Raw genomic sequence first — 20569 nt, 5'->3', positions numbered from 1 at the left:
TATATTTCTTACTTCAATTTCTCCAGTCTTTCGTTAATCATGCTTGCTATATCGTCGTCGGCCTGGTAGTTCTGCTGCAGGCTCAATAGGTATTGGCGTGCATCGAGCTTCTTGTCCATGGCTACATATACATCAGACAGAAGTATGAAACTGCGTGCCAGCCAGTAGGCATGCGGTGTACTCTGGTCGATGAAATTAAGGATTTCCTTTTCTGCAGAGGCATAATTACCGGTGTTGTACCATTGTAATGCCACCAGATATTTGGCTTCGGCTCCATAAAGGGTACGGGTGTCTTTGGCCAGCAGTTGAAGGTCATCCATTGCCTTCTTGTCGGCTTTCTGGTTGAGGTATGCCTTGGCACGGTAGTACAATGCCTCGTTCCGGAGCTCCGGAGACAGCTTGGCTTCGGCAAGCAAGGCTGTGGCGGCGTTGATGACTTCCGCATCATCATGCATCAGTGCTCCACAGCGTAGTACACCGATAGCGCCAAGCTGGCGGCGCTCTGCCGTGGTGGCTTTGGCTTGCAATTTCTTGTAGTCGGCCAATGCCAGGTCATATTGCTGGCGGTTGAACAGAATTTCTCCATGCATCAGCAAAGCCTCTTCAGAATATGGGTTATCGGGGTATTCCAGCAGTTTTCCGGCATGTTCCAATACCGCCTCGTCATCTTTCTGCTCTTTGCCTATGACGCAGAGGTAGTAGTGTGCATTCAGGCTGAAAGCGCCTCCCGGATAACTTTGCAGATAGCGGGTGAAGCTCTCTTTGGCAGGTGCGGCTTCGCCTTTCATATATACTTTTTCGGCAGCGATGTAAGTCAGCGAGTCTTGCTCACTGGGTTCGAAGCGGATTTCTCCCGGCATTTGGGCGGCAAGGGCGGCAAACTCATCCACGCGGTTGGCATCTACGTAGATGGACTTCAAGTCGCGCATGGCAAGGCGGGCTTCCTCGCTTCCGGGATATTGGGTGACTACATGTTTGTAGGCTTCTATGGCACGGTCATAGTCGTCGTTCTGGTAGTAAAGCAGGCCGATTTCGGCGGCGGCTTTACGGCTGACGGGGCTTTCGGGGTATTTGGCAAGCAGCTCGCGGAAGGTGGCGATAGCCTGGCGGCTGTTGTTGCTCTGTACGTAGGAGCGTCCCTTCTCGTAGAGGGCATTGATGGCGTAGGGCGAGTTGGGATATTTGGCTGCAAGTCGGTCCAGCATGCTCACCTTTTCCGTATAGTTTTTCTGCATGCCATATACCAGTGCTAATTGATAGACGGCATAGTCTCCGGCGGGAGTGTTCAGGTTCTCGGCTTTGGCGTAGTATTGCTTAGCTTCCTCGAAACGGCGGACGTGCAGGTTGCAGTCACCGATGCGGTTGTAGGCATCTGCCAATGCGGTCGGGTTTTCGCCTTTCTCCAGTTGGACAAAGTTGCGGAAACGGTTCTCTGCCGTCGAATAGTCTTTCTGGTGGAAAGCGATGTAGCCCAGGTTATAGTAGGCAAGGGCAAACATTTCCGTATCCCTCTGCCGGGTGAGTGACAGATATTCGTTGAAATTGCGGGCGGCTTCTCTCATCCGGTTCAGGCGGTAATAAGACTCGCCGAGCCAGTAGAGGGCGTCTGCCTTGGTCTGGAGGTTGTATTGTCCCAGCGTGACGCTTTGGTTGAAGTAACCGATGGCTTGCTCGAACTGTGTGTTGGCAAAAGACTGGGTCCCGAGTTGGAACAGAATCTTCTGCTTGGCTTCCAGAATGGCTTTGCTGGGATGGGAGATGCGGTCGATGGATTTGAGTGCGGCATCGTAGCTGCGTGTATTCATGTACACTTCCACCAGGTAGTTGCTGACTTTCTCGGCATAAGGAGAGTTCGGGAACTCGTTCAGGAATTTTTCAAAGACGGTCACCGATTCGCCGAAAGCGGAATAGGAGGTCTCGTGGATGCATAAGGCGTAGTTATAGGCGGCTTGTTCCTTGACTTTCATATCGGCGTTGGAGGCGGCAGCCTGCTCGAAAGCCATACGCGCTTTGGTCTTGTCTGCCAGTTGCAGATAAGACAGTCCCATGTGCAGGTATGCGTTCTGCGAAAGGGCGTCGTTTTCGGCAGTCACTCTGCCGAGGACGGAGGGGACTTGCGAATACACGCCGCATTGATAATAGGACATTCCCAGCATGTAAAGGGCATCCCTTCTATGAGCGGCAGATTCGGCATTGTGTTCTATATATTGTCCGAAGGACTTTACGGCTTCGTGATACTTCCCGAAATGGTATTCGGCTGTACCGAGGATACGGTTCAGCTCCGCCGTGTGGGTGTAGCTCAGACCGTCGGGATGGGCTGACAGTGCATTCTGCGCCACGATTTCCGCCTTGTCGTACTGCTTCTTCAACAGATAGATTTCGGCGATGTAATAGGGAACCAAGTCCTTGTATTTGGCATTGTCCTGCAAAGGCAGGAAACCGCTGAGCGCTTCGTCATACCGTCCTTGGGTATATCGGATATAAGAGATGTAGTAAGCACAGTCCGCTGCATACTTGCGGCTGGTGCTACGCAGAGTCTCGAACCAGATGGCTGCTTCCTTTACGTTGCCCGTTTTCAGGTAGCAGGTGGCAAGGCGGTAGGTCATGTCGTCTCGCTCCTCGGAACCCAGCAGGTCGAGGCGGGCGGAGTTGAACATGGCGAGGGCATCGTCATAATTGCCTTCGAAGAAGTAGGCGGAGGCAATCAGTGCGTAGATGCGGTTGGCATGGGGAGTATCGGGATATTCGTCCAGGAAGGCACGGAGCAGGTCTATGCTTTTGGGGTCTCTGAGTTCGTATGCGGCGCATACCAGCATGTATTCCGCTTCCTGTCGCTCGCCCGTGTCGGGCAGAGGCTTGCCGTCTGCATTCATCTGGCGTACATAGGCTTGCAACGGGGAGATGGCGGCGGCATAGGCCTTTTGTTGGAACAACGTTTGTCCTTCCTGGTAGAGTCGCTTGGGAGAAGTACTCTTCTCGCTTGTTTGTGCTGAGGCGAGTAAGGGTGCGCAACAGAGTGCTGTGCACAATATTCGGGAGATTTTATGTTTCATTTTCTTTTGTTAGAATAGGTATTTTACAAAAATACGGGTTTTAACCCGGAAATGTTACACTTGTTTGGCTTTTTTAGGATATATACCATAATAGGAACGAATAATCATTCGCTTTTGTTCTTCCGCATGTCTTCCAGGAAGATACCCACTCCTTTGCGGATGGAGCCGAGCCCGAACTCTTCCGTACGGATATCTTTTAAGGGGAGGAAGAAGAGGTCTGCCGCGTCGTCCATCGCCTCGAAGTGCAAGGTGTCCTCCACCGTACAACGGAAAAACATATCCAGCGTGTGTACGGGGAAGCCGGAATAGATGTAAATATTGGGTAGGGAGAAGAGATATTCGGCCTTTGCCACCTTCATGCCGGTTTCTTCTCTTACTTCGCGGGCAACGCCTTCCTCACCGGTCTCGGTCATGTCGATGAAGCCTCCGGGGAGGTCCAGCGTCCCTTTGGCAGGCTCTTTGGCGCGGCGGCACACCAACAGCTCGTCGCGCTCGTTCAGTATCAAGGCGACGGTGGCGGAAGAGGGGTTGAAGTAGTAGACGAAACCGCAGTCGGCGCACTGCTTCGACTTCTCGTTATGAACTTCGAAATGGGCTGAACCGCATTTCGGACAATATTTGAATTGCGAAAGTGGATGTTCCATGATATTTTAGTCTTTGTCCGGGGGACAAAGATAATGGAAACCAGGTGTAGTATGAAAGGAACGGAGTTCTTTTTTATATTACGGGTGCGTTTACAATAGGCTGTAAAGGTGTTTACATTATGGGGTAACGGGCTTTACATTCTTAGGTAACGGTCGTTACACTATGAAGTAAAAGCTTTTACCGAATAGAGTAACGACTTGGTAAAGGTAAGGCGCTGGTAATTAGAGTTAGTAGCATATTTGTTTATTGACTATGTTTCTTGTGCAAATATTATTTCTATCTTTGGGAGTCATTAAATTCTCTGATAGGATGAAAGATTTTGCAGCCATTGATTTTGAAACGGCCAATGAACAGCGTACCAGTGTTTGTAGTGTAGGAGTGGTTATCGTACGCGATGGAGAAATTGTGGACCATTATTATAGCCTCATCCGTCCCGAGCCGGAGTATTATACTTATTGGAATACCCGCGTGCATGGCTTGACGTTGGCAGATACCCAGGATGCTCCTATCTTTCCCGTTGTGTGGCAGGAAATAGCTCCACGCATTGAAGGTTTACCATTGGTTGCACACAACAAGGCCTTTGATGAAAGCTGCCTGAAAGCAGTTTTCCGTACTTACTGCATGGATTATCCGGATTATGAGTTTCATTGTACTTTGCAGGCATCACGTCGCGTCCTGAAAGGATTGCCCAACTATCAGCTGCACACAGTGGTAGCTTGTTGTGGCTACCAACTGGAGCAACATCACCATGCATTGGCAGATGCGGAGGCTTGTGCGTGGATAGCCAAGGAGGTCTTGACTTTGTCAGGCAAAAAGCAAATTAAAAGAGAAAAGATGAATGTAAGAGGAATATCTATGTGCTTGCTATGTGCCGGAGCGCTGTTTGTGGCTTGTGGTAGCAAGAGTGGAAAGACTGCGGAAGTTGCTGGACAAGCCGATACGGTACATGTCGTTGGTGGTGATAAGGATAAGCATGGTTGCATTGCATGGAGTGAGGCTCAGAAAGACTGTATCCGTCTGTGGGAAAAAGGAGTCCGTATGAACGCCGTGGATGATGCGGAGAATAATATGTAAAGGGATGGAAGATTTGAAGATACTGACAGAGTCTGTCTGCCGTATAGCCCGTGAAGCCGGACATTTCCTGAAAGAAGAGCGGAAGAACTTCAGCCGTGAAGCGGTACAGAAGAAACAAGCCCATGATTATGTCTCTTATGTGGACAAGGAGTCGGAGAGGCGGGTGGTGGCTGCGCTTCGGGAACTTCTTCCCGAGGCTGGATTCATTGCCGAGGAAGGCTCTGCTGCCTATCGCGACGAACCCTACTGCTGGGTGGTGGACCCGTTGGACGGGACAACGAACTATATCCATGATAATGCCCCCTATTGCGTCAGCATCGCTTTGCGCGACAAGGATTCTCTGTTGCTGGGAGTTGTTTATGACCCTTGCCGGGGTGAATGTTTTTATGCCTGGCAGGGAGGCGGCGCTTATGTGAATGGAGAACGGATGGAGGTCTCGTCTGTCCGGCAGGTGGAGGACGCCTTTGTAGTGACGGAACTTCCTTATAATTCCGACCGGTATGCACGTACCGGTGAGCATTTGATTCATGAACTTTACGGACGTGTGGCAGGCATCCGCATGACTGGTTCCGCTGCGCTTGCCATCTGCTATGTGGCTGCCGGACGTTTTGATGCCTGGCTTGAGGCGTTTATCGGCAAATGGGACTTTTCTGCGGCGGCGCTGATGGTGCTGGAGGCCGGTGGAAGAATCACTGACTTTTGCGGTAGTGACGACTTTTTGGACGGACATCATGTCATTGCTACTAACGGACCACTGCATCCGTTGTTCTTGAAGCTGGCAAGCGAGGTCTCGCCATTATAGCAAACAAGGCGATGGAGTGTATTGCTCTGTTGCTGTTTTTTTAATACTATACGATGAAAAACATAGTTAAAATCTGGTTCTTTTCTTTTGTCCATCTCTTCTTCCCGCGTCAGTGTGCCGTGTGTGGTGCTATCTTGCAAGAGGGTGAAGAGGGCATCTGCATGAAGTGCAATATGGATATGCCCCGGACAAACTATCATCTTCGTAAGGACAATCCGGTGGAACGTATGTTCTGGGGGAAGATACCTCTGGAACATGCCACATCTTGTTTCTTTTACCATAAAGGGAGTGATTTCCGCCGCATTCTCCATCAGTTGAAATATGGAGGGAGGAAAGACCTTGGCGAAGTGATGGGGCGGTTTATGGCGGCGGAGTTGTCGGCAGCCGGCTTCTTCAGTGATGTGGATGTCATAGTCCCCGTTCCTCTGCATCCGCATAAGCGGAAAATGCGCGGGTACAATCAGAGCGAATGTATAGCCCGCGGCGTTTCTGCTGTCACCGGTATTCCCATGGATACTGCTTCCGTTGCCCGTATGAGGCATACGGAAACGCAGACCCGTAAATCCTCTTATGAACGGTGGGAGAATGTGGACGGTATCTTTTGTCTGCGTCGTGCTGATGCTTTTGCAGGGAAGCATGTACTGATTATAGATGACGTATTGACTACCGGTGCCACCACTACGGCTTGTGCCGATGCGCTCAAGGAAGTGGAGGGTGTGCGCATCAGTGTATTGACACTGGCGGTGGCGGCCTCATAAGTCAGAAACGATAACGGCCGCCTGCTACGATTGTTCCGGTATATCCTACTCCGAATTCTGTGAAGAAGGCAAACCGGCTTCCGTATTCGATGCCTAAAAAGCTGAACTGATAAGCGAATTTTGTCTTGTGAAAGACTTCTTCTCCAAAGCTGTTCCGAAGGAAATAGGCACCGAGCCCTGCTGAGGTATACAGAGAGAATTTGGGGCGGGTAAACCAGTGCCACCGGAAGGTGGGAAGAACATACAGATACCTTCGGTTGTCTTTGGTGTTTTCATCCAAAGCTTCGTAAAGGCTGCTGGCTCTCCCTTTGTTGCCGGTTATTCCTCCGGTTACTCCCAGGCTGATTTTGCGGTTGAATCTATAAATGTAGCTGATGTTCAGGGCACCGTAGTAGTTTGTCTTTTCGCGTGTATAAACTCCGAAACTTAGTACCGGAGCGAAGCACTCCTCGGCCATGCTGTTGGCATCGGTAATGGGCAGGAAACCATAGCTGACGGAAAATTCATGGTGCCGGAACTTTTCTTGGGGCAGAACGGGTATGTCTTGTGCTTTGCAAAATGTACATACAGTCAATCCGATGATTAAAAAAAGTTGGGCTGTTCTCATCATAGTTGTATTTTTGAATTAAATTTCATGGTTCTGCAAATAAAGACAGAAGGTCGGGATAAATTCCCTATAAATATTCCACAAATATATGTTAATTTCATGAAAGATGAAAGGTTTCCGTTTGTTCGTTAAGTGCGGCTGATGGAGAAAACAAAAAAGGCTCGCCTGATTGACGAACCTTTTCGCTCTTCCTCTTGGACTTGAACCAAGGACCCTCTGATTAACAGTCAGATGCTCTAACCGACTGAGCTAAGGAAGAATATGCATTCAAGTTTCTTGCTCTTCCTCTTGGACTTGAACCAAGGACCCTCTGATTAACAGTCAGATGCTCTAACCGACTGAGCTAAGGAAGAATGTTGTTTTTTCTCAAATGCGCTGCAAAAGTAATAGGATATTTTGAAATATGCAATATCTTTGCAAAAAAAATATCGAAGATGGATAAAATAATTGGATTGGGCAATGCTTTGGTCGATGCACTGGCAATCATTGAGGATGATAATATTTTGACGGAGATGCAGCTCCCGAAAGGAAGTATGACTCTGATTGATGAAGATAAGTTCTTGAAAATTAGTGAGTATTTCAGCCGGATGAAGACGCATCTGGCTAACGGAGGTTCTGCCGGAAATGCGATTCGGGCAATGGCATGCCTTGGTGCAGGTACGGGATTCATCGGAAAAGTAAGCAATGACTTTTATGGTAACTTTTTCCGGGATAGTCTGCTGGAGCATGGGACAGAGGCGGATTTATTGCTTTCCACTACCCTTCCGTCCGGTGTAGCCTCTACTTTCATTTCTCCTGATGGAGAGCGCACTTTCGGCACTTATTTGGGGGCGGCTTCTACATTGAAGGCGGAAGATCTTTCGCTGGATATGTTCAAAGGATATGCTTACCTGTTTATAGAGGGGTATCTGGTGCAAGACCATGATATGATTCTCCGTGCCATAGAGTTGGCTAAAGAGGCCGGTTTACAAGTATGTTTGGACATGGCGAGCTACAATATAGTAGAAGGAGACCTTGAATTTTTCTCTTTGTTGGTCAACAAATATGTGGATATTGTTTTTGCCAATGAGGAAGAGGCAAAGGCTTTTACGGGTAAGGAACCGGAGGAAGCATTGGATATCATTGCCAAAATGTGTAGCATAGCCATTGTAAAGGTGGGTGCCCGTGGTTCTCTGATTCGTAAAGGTACAGAGATGGTGCAGGTACAAGCGGCTCCGGTAGAGAAAGTGGTGGACACTACAGGAGCGGGTGACTATTTTGCGGCGGGTTTCTTGTATGGACTGACGTGTGGTTACTCGCTGGAGAAATGTGGCAAGATAGGTTCTCTTCTCTCCAAAGATGTGATACAAGTGGTGGGTACGGAGCTTCAGGTAGCACAATGGGAAAAAATCAAGGAAGAAATTTTATTAATTAATTAGCATATTATCACATAGACATATTATGAAAAGAATTTTAAAGATACGCTGGATGATTACCTTGCTGATTGTAGCAGGAGCCGTTTGTTTTTGGGGGTTTAAGAGTGGTGATAGCCGTAGTTTCCAAATAGCAAAGAATCTGGATATATTCAATTCCATTGTGAAAGAGTTGGATATGTTCTACGTGGATACGATTGATCCGAACAAGACTATCCGTGAAGGCATTGATGCCATGCTCTACTCGCTGGATCCCTACACGGAGTATTATCCGGAAGATGACCAAAGCGAATTGGAGCAGATGCTGAAGAATTCCTATGGTGGTATAGGTTCTGTGATTACTTGGAATCCGAAACTAAAACGTTCCATGATATCTGAGCCATATGAGAATATGCCTGCTGCCGATGTAGGCCTGAAAGCCGGAGATATTTTGATGGAGATTGACGGAAAAGACCTTGCCGGAAAGAACAACCAAGAAGTCAGCGAGATGCTTCGAGGACAAGTGGGTACCAGCTTCAAGCTGAAAGTGCAACGTCCCGGTACGGAGAAGCCGTTGGATTTCGACATTGTGCGCCGTTCCATCCAATTACCGTTCATACCTTATTATACGGTGCTGGATAATAATATAGGTTATATCAACCTCAGCACCTTCTCGGGAAATCCTTCCAAGGAGTTCAAGCAGGCTTTTCTGGACTTGAAGAAGCGAGGGATGACTTCGTTGGTGATTGACTTGCGGAACAATGGGGGCGGCTTGCTGGATGAGTCTATAGAGATAGCCAACTTCTTTCTGCCTCGCGGAAAGACACTTGTGACGACAAAAGGCAAGATTAAGCAAGCCAGCAATACCTACAAAACATTGCGTGAACCGTTGGATTTGGAAATTCCTTTGGCTGTGCTGGTCAATGGCGGAACGGCTTCTTCGTCAGAAATCCTTGCGGGTTCTTTGCAGGACCTTGACCGTGCGGTCATTATCGGTAACCGTACTTTCGGTAAGGGATTGGTGCAGACCACCCGTCCGTTGCCATACGGTGGTACCATGAAGCTGACGACTTCCAAATATTATATTCCCAGCGGCCGTTGTGTGCAGGCTATCGACTACAAGCACCGGAATGAAGACGGCAGTGTGGGGCGTATTCCGGACAGCCTTACTACCGTGTTCCATACGGCTGCCGGACGTGAAGTGCGTGATGGTGGAGGCGTGACTCCGGACATTGCGGTGAAGCAGGAGAAGCTGCCCAACATTCTGTTCTATCTTGTCAATGACAACCTTATTTTCAATTATGCTACGGACTATTGCTTGAAACATCCTACCATCTCTTCAGCAGAGCAGTTTGAAATTACAGATGCCGATTATGCGGACTTCAAGGCGATGGTGAAAAAGGCGGACTTCAAATACGACCAGCAGACAGAGAAGATGCTGAAGAACCTGAAGGAGATGGCCGAATTTGAGGGCTATCTGACTGATGCTTCGAAAGAGTTTGAAGCGCTGGAGAAAAAATTGTCGCATAATCTGGACCGTGACCTTGACCATTTCTCCAAGGACATCAAGAGCATGATTGCGGTAGAAATCATCAAGCGTTATTATTTCCAGCGTGGAAGCATTATCCAGCAGTTGAAAGATGATGATGACTTGAAAGAGGCTGTAAAGATACTGACTGCTCCGGCAAAATACAAGGAAATGTTGAGTGCTCCGACAGTGACGTCAATGTCTCTGCAATAAAGAAAGGAGGCAGCCCCGGTTTTTCTGAGTACCGCTACGAGAGCAAATGAGAATGTTTATGATGAAATAGTATAAGGGCATTCTTAAGAGGATTCTTTTATTTGCTCCTTAATTTATACCGGATAGTCTCTGTATAAGCCTTTTATACACGGCTATTCGGTTAAGTTGTTTGTAGGGTATTAACTTGTTTTATATTTTTGCAGGTGATAATGAAAATATTGACAAGGTTATGAAACGATTGAATTCTCTGAAAGTATGGCTGTCTGTGGTATTGTTGCTTTGCTTCTCTCTTTCCGGACAAGCCCAGTTTCTGCGCACTTCCTACTTTATGGAAGGAAGTAGCCAGCGTATGCAGCTCAATCCGGCCTTGATGCCGGGACGCGGTTATCTGAATATTCCCGCGATAGGTTCGTTGAATGCTACCGTCAACTCCAGTTCCCTGGGGTATAGGGATATTATGGACATTATTGAGAACAGTGATGATAGCGACTATTTCATGAGCAATGACTTTATGAACCGACTGGATGCTATCAATAACTTGAATGTGAATTTGAGTACCGACATTCTGTCTGCCGGGTGGTATAAAGGAAAGAACTTCTGGTCAGTCAATGTGGGGTTGCGTAATGATATCGGTGCTGCCATACCGAAAACCATGTTCCAGTTTATGAATAACATGAGTAGCCTGGAGTTTGGTGACAATATTTCTGACTATTTGGGCATTAACGAAACCATTAATGGACAGAAGCTTGAGATAAATTCCTATGCAGAAGTCGGCGTTGGCTTTGCAAGGAATATAACAGACCGACTGGCTGTAGGCGGTAAGGTGAAGATGCTGCTGGGTATCGGTAACTTAAAGCTGAACATTAACCAGATTCATGTGGAAACTCCTTCTGTGGGCTCTTCAGGAGTGACGAGTAAAGCTTCCATTCAAGTGGATGCAACTTTGGAGAACTCGTCAAAGCTGTTAGAACTTCCCGAGAACGAGAATGGTGATTATATCGATGAAATCGATTTTGGCAGTTTCGGTTTTGCCGGATATGGTGGGGCTATTGATTTGGGAATATCTTACAAGTTACTGGATAAATTGACACTTTCTGCTTCAGTTCTTGATTTGGGCTTTATCAAATGGTCTAAATCGAATACCAGTATAGCGCGAGCCAATGCAGAGCAGACTTATGATCTTCTTGACCCGGCCTCGCAGCAGGAGTTCATAAATATTGTGAACAGCGGCGAGATTCTTAACTATGACATGTTGCAGCTCAAGACAGAGGAAGCTTCTGAGAAGAGCCGTACCCGTGGATTGACTTCTACAATGGTTCTTGGCGCTGAATATGCCTTGCTGAATGATTGGCTGGTAGTGGGTGCCTTGTATACCGGTCGTTTTGCCAAGCCGAAAACTTTGAATGAGCTGACTTTCTCTGCCTGCATCCGTCCGACGAATGCTTTCAATGTAGCTGCCAGCTATTCCGTACTTCAAGGAGCCGGTAAAACCTTCGGTCTGGCACTGAAACTGGGGCCTTTCTTTGCGGGAACAGACTATATGTTCTTTGGTAAGAATACGAAGAATGTCAATGCTTACTTGGGTGTTTCTATTCCTTTGGGAAAACAGAAAACTGCTGAAAATTAATAAATTGGATTTGGATATTATCGCGGATTATCTTTCTATAAAAGAGGATAATCTGCGATTTTGTTTTTACGAAAACGCAAAAAGCTTTATCTTTGCTGGTAAATACCTATAAACAGTACTCATGAGAATTGCAATAACGTTTCTCTTGTTTTTGGTTTTCAGTAGTTTGCTGCAAGCTTCACCCATACCTTTTTCTCCTATAGTGAGGAGCTATTCAGTGTCGGATTATAATGCTGGTATTCAGAATTGGGCCATTGCTCAGGACGAAAGAGGAGTGATGTATTTCGGTAATAACAGTGGGCTGTTGGAATTTGATGGAAGTGCTTGGCGGCTGTATGAATTACCGACAAAAGGAATTGTGCGTGCTATATATATCAGTGAAGATGGAAGAATTTATGTAGGCTCTTACGAAGAATTCGGTTATTTTGTCCGTACTCCTTATGACACTCTTCAATATCATTCATTGAAAAATAAGGTGAAAGATTTTGTGTTTCATAATGACGAAATCTGGGATATTGCTTGCGTTCAAGGAGAAATTGTATTTCAATCATTCGGTTCTCTCTTTTTTTATAATGGAAATTCGGTAGAAGGTATTCGAATGAAGAACCTTCCACTGAATTTGTTCCAGGTTGGAAATACTTTTTATTCTCAAAGAATAAACGGCGGACTTTATGTCTTTGCCGGTAGGGAAATGAAAGAACTTATTCCCAGAAAAGCATTTGGAGATAGTGATGTCCTGGCCGGGCTCCCTTATGATGATGCGGTTTTAATGTTTACCCGTAATCAGGGAGGTTTCCTGTATCGAGATGGGAGGGTAGAAAAATGGGAAACTGAATGTGATGATATATTCAGGAAGCATACCATTAATCGTGCGGTGATGACCAAAGACAGTTGCTACGTTGTTGGCACAATATCTGATGGCATATATGCGTTGGATAAAAAGGGAAAGCTGATTTGGAAGGTCAATACGGATAATAAACTACAGAACAATACTGTTTTGAGATTGTATTGTGATGATGACAACAATATATGGACAGCTTTGGATGAAGGTATTGCCTATATACACAACAATTCTTTAATCTATTATTATGAATCTCCATTTCGTAAAATAGGCATGGTATATGATGTCTTGGTAAGGGAAAATGAAGCTTATATTGCTTCTAATCAGGGACTTTATTGGCTTAAGGATGGAAAGACTGAATTAGTTCCGGGTTTGGAAGAACAAGCGTGGTTCGTCGATGAATGGGGAAAACAGATTTTCTGCGGGCACAACAAGGGGACTTTCTTTATATCAGGACTGAAATCAAAGCTGGTATCTGATGTAAAAGGAGGGATGTGTATGGAAAAGATTGAATTGAAGGAACAATCTTTTTTGTTGGAGGGAGCTTATGCGCTTCTGAATTTATATACGGAGACTGCTTCGGGAGAGTATTGCTTTACTCGGTCCTTACGTGGGTTCAGCCACATGATTCGTCATATAGAAGTGGACCATCAAGGGAATATTTGGGCGAAACATTTAAGGAATGGTTTGTATCGCTTTCGGATTGATTCGGATATGAAGCAGGTAAAGGATGTGCGGAAGTATGAGAGCTTGGGAGAAGTGAAAGGTGGGAGTTTTACTTTGTTCAAAATCAATGGTCGGGTAGTTTTTTCTAATGGGGAATATTTCTATACTTACGAAGATATGACTGATTCGATTGTTCCTTATGAAACAATGAATGAGCAATTGATGGAATTGAAAGGAATCAAGACTGTGAGTCATGCGAACGGAGATTACTATTGGTTTGTGGGCGACAGGACTGTGTATTTGGTGAAGTGTGCGATAAATACTTTCAATATCGAACTTCGGATTCCATATTCTTTGTTTGACGGTCTGGCTGTGGAAGAACGAGGAAGCGTGGTTTATGACAAGAGAAATAATCATTCCTATCTTTGCTTGAATAATGCTATTGCCCGTATTGAAACAGATAGTTCCTCGTTATATAAATCTCAGACTAGGCGTTCTTTATGGATTTCAGAGATGCAGGTTACTGAGGAATTCAGTGATAAACGGAAAACATTGGTCGTGCAGTCGGGAGTCAAGGTCGAACATGAGTTTAATACAGTGAGTTTTACATTGTGCTATCCGGTTTATAACGATTATACTTATAAAGTAAGATACCGGTTGGAAGGGTATTCTGATCAGTGGATACCCGATGGACGCAATTTGCAGAAAAAGTATGCCCGTCTTCCTTATGGAAGTTATGTTTTTCGGGCGGAGATATATGATACTGGTAGAGTTTTGGCATCGGTAGAGTTTCCCTTTGAGATTTTGTCTCCGTGGTATTTGTCTTATTGGGCTGTGGGAAGCTACATTCTGATAGGGTTGTGCCTGCTGGCCTTGCTGCAATATATTGTTTATCGTTTTGTGAAGAAAAAGAAGGATCGTGTGATTGAGCAGCAGCGTGTAGCCCATCAAGCAGAGCTTGAACGGCAAGAGAAGAAGATTATCGAGTTGGAAAAGGAACAGCTTGAGGCCGATTTGCGTTTTAAAAGCAAAGAATTGTCCAGCGTGGTAATGATGAATATCGCTCATCAGGAGTTTTTGAATTCATTGAAAGAGGAGATACAGAAGCAAAAGTTGTCCGGACAGCATAGTCGTAAGAATTTGGATAAGCTTCTCGCTTTGGTTAACAATAATATAGTGTCTGATGAAGAGAGCTGGATAATGTTTCAAGCTAATTTTGACCGTATACATGAAAATTTCTTCCGGAATCTGAAACTTCAATATACTGATTTGACTTCAGGAGATTTACGCTTTTGTGCATTGCTCCGCTTGAATATGCCGACAAAGGAGATAGCGAAGTTGCTCAACATTTCTACACGTGGGGTTGATGCTGCGAGATACCGGTTACGTAAGAAATTCGATTTGCTTCCGGAAGAAAGTTTGACTGATTTCCTTATAAATTTTAAATGACTGTTTTACAGTAAAATATTAATGGAGGAAGTACTAATATTGTACTTCCTCTTTTGTTTTTTAGTGATGGGTGTACTTTTGTTGTAGTGCGGGATGTGGAGATTGTCGCATGCTTTTCTTTTATTTGCAGCAAAATAATATTTCTATAAATTAAAAGCATGAAAGACATGAAGCATTTACTTTTCAAGTTACAATCATTTTTAGTCTTGTTGGTGTTTACTGCCGCTAGTGCGTATGCGCAGAAATCTCCGGTCGATATGAATCGTTTCATCGACGATTTAATGAAGAAGATGACCCTGGAAGAGAAAATAGGTCAGTTGAATCTGCCGGTTACCGGTGAGATTACGACCGGTCAGGCTAAAAGTAGTAATGTGGCCAAACGTATTCGTGCCGGTGAAGTGGGCGGGCTTTTCAATCTGAAAGGCGTGGAACGTATCCGCGATGTACAGAAGCAGGCGGTTGAAGAAAGTCGTTTGGGTATTCCTCTCTTATTTGGTATGGATGTTATTCATGGATATGAAACGGTGTTTCCCATTCCTTTGGGATTGTCGTGTACATGGGATATGAAGGCGGTTGAAGAATCGGCACGTATTGCAGCCATTGAGTCCAGCGCCGACGGTATTTGCTGGACATTCAGTCCGATGGTGGATATTTGCCGTGATGCCCGTTGGGGGCGTGTGTCCGAGGGCAACGGTGAAGACCCGTTTCTGGGAGCAGCCATTGCGCAGGCCATGGTACGTGGTTATCAGGGAAAGGATATGAGCCGTAATGATGAAATCATGGCTTGTGTAAAGCATTTTGCCTTGTATGGTGCCGGTGAGGCAGGACGTGATTATAATACAGTAGATATGAGTCATCAGCGCATGTTCAATGAATACATGTTGCCCTATCAGGCGGCGGTTGATGCCGGTGTGGGCAGTGCGATGGCCTCTTTCAATGAGGTCGATGGCATTCCTGCCACTGGAAACAAGTGGTTGATGACGGATATACTGCGTAAGCAGTGGGGATTTGACGGCTTTGTGGTGACAGACTATACTGGAATTGCTGAGATGACCGACCACGGTATGGGCGATACGCAGACTGTTGCCGCCTTGGCACTGAATGCAGGTGTGGATATGGATATGGTGAGCGATGCATTTGTAGGTACGCTCAAGAAGTCATTGACAGAAGGAAAAGTGACAGAAGAAGCAATTAATGCGGCTTGTCGCCGTATTTTGGAAGCTAAGTACAAGTTGGGCTTGTTCGATAATCCTTATAAATACTGTGATGTGAAGCGTGCCAAGAAGCAAATCTTTACCAAAGAGCATCGTGCTGTTGCGCGTAAGATTGCTTCGGAGAGCTTGGTGTTGTTGAAGAACGAGGGTAATGTGCTTCCGCTGGCCAAAAAAGGCACTATTGCTGTGGTAGGTCCGTTGGCAGACAGCCGCAGTAATATGCCGGGTACTTGGAGTGTGGCTGCTGTATTGAAGAATGCAACTTCTTTGGCTGAAGGTTTGAAGGCGGTAGCAGGCGATAAAGCCGAAATATTGACTGCGAAAGGCTGTAATTTGATGAGTGATGCCGAATATGAGAAACGTGCCACTATGTTCGGACGTTCTTTACACCGTGACAATCGTTCGGACAAGGAGTTGCTGGACGAGGCTCTTGCCGTGGCTGCCAAATCGGATGTTATTGTGGCTGCGCTCGGTGAGTCTTCGGAAATGAGTGGAGAGAGCAGTTGCCGCACGAATCTTGAAATGACCGACACCCAACGCATGCTGTTACAAGAATTATTGAAAACAGGAAAACCAGTGGTACTGGTACTGTTTACCGGTCGTCCGCTGGTACTGAACTGGGAGCAGGCAAACGTGCCGGCCATTCTGAATGTATGGTTTGCGGGCAGTGAGGCAGGTTTTGCCATCGGTGATGTACTGTTTGGTGATGTGAATCCGAGTGGGAAGCTGACTACGACTTTCCCGAAGAGCGTGGGACAGATTCCTTTGTTCTACAACCACAAGAACACGGGCCGCCCTCTTGCCGACGGTGCATGGTTCCAGAAATTCCGCAGCAACTATATAGACATAGACAATGAACCGCTTTATCCTTTTGGTTTCGGCTTGAGCTATACCACATTCTCTTATAGCGACGTGTCTTTGGACAAGACTAGCATGACGGATAAGGGCGAACTGACTGCTACCGTGACTGTGACCAATACCGGCAAGAGAGACGGTGCAGAAGTGGTTCAACTTTATATTCGTGACCTTGTGGGAAGTGTAACCCGTCCGGTGAAAGAGTTGAAAGGCTTTGAGAAGATTTTCCTGAAAGCCGGTGAATCTAAAAAAGTATCTTTCAAGATTACTCCCGAATTGCTGAAGTTCTACAACTACAATCTTGATTTTGTATGCGAGTCCGGTGACTTTGAGGTGATGATTGGCAGAAATAGCCAGGACGTAAAGAAAGCAGCGTTCAAGTTACTCTAACTGATTCTCAAGACGGCAATATGCAGCATTCGAGCCACTGCGTTGAGATGGCATTGTTGCTGCATATTGTCTACATCTTCACTGCAAACGTTTTGCAGTATTTGCTTGGTATATAATCTATCGTATAATGGCAATCGGTTATGGAAATCTTATGGTCGGCTTTGAGGCAGTGAAAGGTATGACGTTCTTGAATATGGGATAAAAAACTTCAGAATAGGATAAAAGCCCCCTTTGCTTTTCTATCTTCTTGCTCTATTATATGAATAGTACCTAAATATTTATTGTACTTTTATATTCCTTATAATCTGTCGTTTATGTTATACAGTAGTAGCAATGATGTACCCCTCCGGTGAACTGTGGTACTCTTGTGGTAGCTTGTTTTTTGAAATATATCAACTTCTCCGGTATGTTTGCAAAAGAATTTTAAATCAATACAAAATGAAGAAAAATCTACTAATTACATGTGTGATGTTATTGTTTGCCATTACTTCGATGGCACAGAACAAAATTACGATTTCGGGTGTCGTTACGGACAAGACAGGCGAAACTGTTATCGGTGCTTCTGTTCGTGTAAAAGGGCAGGAGAGTAAAGGTAGTATTACTGATATAAATGGTAAATATCAGATTGTTGATGTGGCATCTAATGCTACCTTGATTTTTAGTTATATAGGTATGCGTGAGCAGGAGATTGCCGTAAATGGGCGTTCAACTATCAATGTGAAGATGGAAGAGGACAGCCAGCTCATTGATGAGGTGGTTGTAGTTGGTTATGGTAGTGCCAAGAAACGCGACTTGACCGGTTCTATCGTTACTGTGAAAGCGGACGAGATTGCCTCTAAGCCTTCTACCAATCCACTGGCATCCATACAGGGTAAGGTTGCCGGTGTACAGGTGGTGAATACGGGTCGTGCAGGACAAGACCCTGAAATCCGTGTTCGCGGTACGAACTCCATTAACGGTTTCAAACCCCTTTATGTGGTAGATGGACTGTTCACGGACAATATCAATTATCTGAACACTGCGGATATTGAATCTATGGAAATCTTGAAAGACCCTTCTTCTTTGGCTATTTTCGGTGTGCGTGGTGCCAATGGTGTAATCATCATTACTACTAAAAGGGCAAAAATAGGGAAGACGATGGTCAATATCAACTCTTCAGTGGGTTGGAAGGTTATTTATGACCGTGTAGGTGTGACGAATGCCGAAGAGTTTAAGATGCTGTACAACGAGCAGTTGATATCTCAAGGAAGCGACCCTTATGATTATACTCAATGGACTGGTAATACTGATTGGCAGAATGAGATATTCCAGACAGGTTTTCTGACCAATAACAATGTGAGCATTACGGGTGCAACGGATAAGAGTAAGTTTTATTTGGGTTTGGGTTACGTCATGGAAGAAGGTTCCATTAAAACGGAAAAGCTCAATAAGTTTACCGTAAACTTGAACAGTGAATATAGCGTAACCGATTTCCTGCGTTTTGGTTTCCAGCTTAATGGAGTTCGTGCCAAGTATCCTGATGCAAAGGGTGTGGATGGTGCTTTGAAGGCTGCTCCTATTGCTCCTACTCATGACCTTGAATCGGGACTGATACATACGCTGCCCGACTTCCAGCGTGCACAAGTGTGGAATCCTCTTATTGAAACAGAGCTGCGCGGTGCTCACAACAAGTCTGAAAACTATCGCGTGGCAGGTAATGTGTTCGGAGAGATAGATATTCTGAAGAACCTTACGTTCAAAGCAACTTTCTCTATGGACTATGCTTCCAGTCAGGGACGTTCATATTCTCCGCTGATTTATGTTTATAATCCCGATGTGGAGGGGGGGAAAGAACGGTTGACTGAAAGAGAAAGTGTGAACCAAAGCAAGTCTACCTCTCTTGCTGCACAGTCTGACTATGTGTTGACTTATCTCGGACAGTTTGGCAATCATGGATTGACATTGACTGCCGGTCTTACAACCAATTACAATGAGTCTTCCAGTTTGAGTGGTGGACGCAGCCAGCTTGCGGGCTACGGCATTTTGGTGGGCGACGACCCGGACAGATGGTGGCTCTCTACCATCGACGATGTATCTACGGCAACTAATGGCGGTTCTCAGAGTGACAGATTTACCATGTCTTATTTGTTCAGAGTATTGTATAACTACAAGAATCGTTATTTACTTAATGCTTCTTTCCGTAGGGACGGTTCATCTGTTTTCTATAAGACAGGTAATACTTGGGACAACTTTTACTCTTTCGGTGCCGGTTGGGTAATGACCGAAGAGAAGTTTATGCAGAACCAGAATGTAATTAACTTCTTGAAGTTGAAAGGCTCTTGGGGGGTGTTGGGTAGCCAGAATACTGGTTCCGGTTATCCGGCATATGCCACCATTGTTAGTTCGGGTTCAGCTGTGTTCGGTGACAATATCATTGCGGGTAAAGGCCCCAACAAACTGATTTCACCTACTTTGGGATGGGAACGTAATTATTCATGGGAAGTAGGTTTTGACATGCATATGTTCAATGATCGTTTGCAGCTTTCTCCGGTTTATTATAACAAAACAACAAAAGATATGTTGACTTCCATTCCGGGTATTGCAGGTACTGTTCCCGGATTACAGAATGTGGGTGAGATTCGCAATCGCGGTTTTGAACTTAGTGCTTCTTGGAACGACAAGATTGGGGAAGATTGGAGATATGGATTAGGTGCTAATTTGAGCACTATTGATAACAAGGTGCTTTCACTGGTAAACAAAGACTATAATATTATCAGTGGTCCCTCACGTGTTTCCGAAGGTTATCCGATTGGCTATTTCTATGGTTACAAGGTTGAGGGTGTATATCAGAACGAAGACGACATCCGTTTCTCTCCGATTAACTCGGTTGGCTCGGTAACACCGGGTGACTTGAAATTTGCTGATGTTGACGGTAATGGCAAAATTACTGATAATGACCGTACAATGATAGGTAATCCAACTCCTGATTTTACTTACGGTTTTAATGTTAATTTGGGATGGAAGAATCTGGACCTGACTGTTGACATGATGGGTGTTTATGGAAATGAAATTTACCGTAATTGGGGAAGCAGTAGCTATGCACAACTGAATTATCGCACAGAGCAATTGAATCGTTGGCATGGAGAGGGCACTTCCAATTGGGAGCCCTTGCTCGACCCTTCACACAAAATAAATCAGGAGGCTTCCACGTATTTCATCGAAGATGGCAGTTTCTTCAGAATCCGTAATATCGAATTGGGGTATAACTTTGACAAACGACTGTTGAATCGTATCAAGGTACAGTCACTGCGTCTTTACACTAATGTGCAGAATCCCAAGACCTGGAGCCGTAATGGAGGATATACTCCGGAAGTGGGCGGAAGTGCTATTTCGTTTGGTATTGATGGTGGAGGCTATCCTATGCCTACAGTTTATACGATTGGTTTTAATTTGACTTTCTAAAATTATATAGAGACA

Annotated in this window: 11 protein-coding genes, 2 tRNA genes and 1 pseudogene; 9 read left to right on the top strand and 5 right to left on the bottom strand. The window is 45.5% G+C overall.

Features of this window, described 5'->3' with window-relative positions; genetic code table 11:
• Positions 1-8: 8 nt before the first annotated feature.
• Together ITJ87_RS02765 and ITJ87_RS02760 are read right to left on the bottom strand one after the other, a co-directional pair.
• A complete protein-coding gene (locus ITJ87_RS02765) occupies positions 9-3053 on the bottom strand; it encodes a tetratricopeptide repeat protein (RefSeq protein WP_117964660.1) in 3045 nt (1014 codons plus the stop codon).
• A 104-nt stretch (positions 3054-3157) separates the two neighbouring features.
• Positions 3158-3697, bottom strand: a complete 540-nt coding sequence (locus ITJ87_RS02760) for an NUDIX domain-containing protein (RefSeq protein ID WP_117964662.1) — start codon at positions 3695-3697, stop codon at positions 3158-3160.
• A gap of 310 nt (positions 3698-4007) precedes the next feature.
• Here ITJ87_RS02760 and ITJ87_RS02755 point away from each other — a divergent pair.
• The 3 genes and pseudogenes from ITJ87_RS02755 to ITJ87_RS02745 form a co-directional block, all read left to right on the top strand.
• A pseudogene (locus tag ITJ87_RS02755) lies at positions 4008-4496 on the top strand (3'-5' exonuclease); the annotation flags it as partial.
• Between the two features lie 280 nt (positions 4497-4776).
• A complete protein-coding gene (locus ITJ87_RS02750; RefSeq protein WP_117964664.1) occupies positions 4777-5574 on the top strand; it encodes an inositol monophosphatase family protein in 798 nt (265 codons plus the stop codon).
• Positions 5575-5627: 53 nt separating this feature from the next.
• Positions 5628-6332 (top strand): ComF family protein, encoded by a 705-nt coding sequence (locus ITJ87_RS02745; RefSeq protein WP_117964666.1) that lies wholly within the window; start codon positions 5628-5630, stop codon positions 6330-6332.
• Position 6333: 1 nt separating this feature from the next.
• Here the strand turns inward: ITJ87_RS02745 and ITJ87_RS02740 are convergent, their stop codons facing one another.
• The 3 genes from ITJ87_RS02740 to ITJ87_RS02730 all read right to left on the bottom strand — a co-directional run bounded on the left by ITJ87_RS02740 (position 6334) and on the right by ITJ87_RS02730 (position 7292).
• A complete protein-coding gene (locus ITJ87_RS02740; protein WP_229135033.1) occupies positions 6334-6942 on the bottom strand; it encodes an outer membrane beta-barrel protein in 609 nt (202 codons plus the stop codon).
• 182 nt (positions 6943-7124) lie between these two features.
• Positions 7125-7198: transfer RNA gene (locus ITJ87_RS02735), tRNA-Asn, on the bottom strand.
• Positions 7199-7218: 20 nt separating this feature from the next.
• Positions 7219-7292, bottom strand: a tRNA-Asn gene (locus tag ITJ87_RS02730).
• A gap of 81 nt (positions 7293-7373) precedes the next feature.
• Here ITJ87_RS02730 and ITJ87_RS02725 point away from each other — a divergent pair.
• The 6 genes from ITJ87_RS02725 (at position 7374) to ITJ87_RS02700 (ending at position 20554) form a co-directional block, all read left to right on the top strand.
• Entirely contained in the window at positions 7374-8357 is a 984-nt protein-coding gene (locus ITJ87_RS02725; protein WP_117963222.1) for an adenosine kinase, read from the top strand.
• Between the two features lie 22 nt (positions 8358-8379).
• Entirely contained in the window at positions 8380-10071 is a 1692-nt protein-coding gene (locus tag ITJ87_RS02720; RefSeq protein ID WP_117964670.1) for a S41 family peptidase, read from the top strand.
• Between the two features lie 229 nt (positions 10072-10300).
• Complete coding sequence (locus ITJ87_RS02715) at positions 10301-11698, top strand: DUF5723 family protein (RefSeq protein ID WP_181980928.1); 1398 nt, start codon at positions 10301-10303, stop codon at positions 11696-11698.
• A gap of 121 nt (positions 11699-11819) precedes the next feature.
• Positions 11820-14654, top strand: coding sequence for a hypothetical protein (locus tag ITJ87_RS02710; RefSeq protein ID WP_117964673.1), 2835 nt, complete (start codon positions 11820-11822; stop codon positions 14652-14654).
• A gap of 167 nt (positions 14655-14821) precedes the next feature.
• A complete protein-coding gene (gene bglX, locus ITJ87_RS02705; protein WP_016272416.1) occupies positions 14822-17113 on the top strand; it encodes a beta-glucosidase BglX in 2292 nt (763 codons plus the stop codon).
• Between the two features lie 438 nt (positions 17114-17551).
• Positions 17552-20554, top strand: coding sequence for a TonB-dependent receptor (locus tag ITJ87_RS02700; RefSeq protein WP_181980929.1), 3003 nt, complete (start codon positions 17552-17554; stop codon positions 20552-20554).
• The last annotated feature ends 15 nt before the right edge of the window (positions 20555-20569 follow it).

This window comes from Bacteroides sp. HF-162, from assembly GCF_015679285.1.
GTDB classification, from domain to species: domain Bacteria; phylum Bacteroidota; class Bacteroidia; order Bacteroidales; family Bacteroidaceae; genus Bacteroides; species Bacteroides uniformis.
Note: the sequence above shows the minus strand (reverse complement) of the source record. Positions and strands in the feature narration are given on the sequence as shown.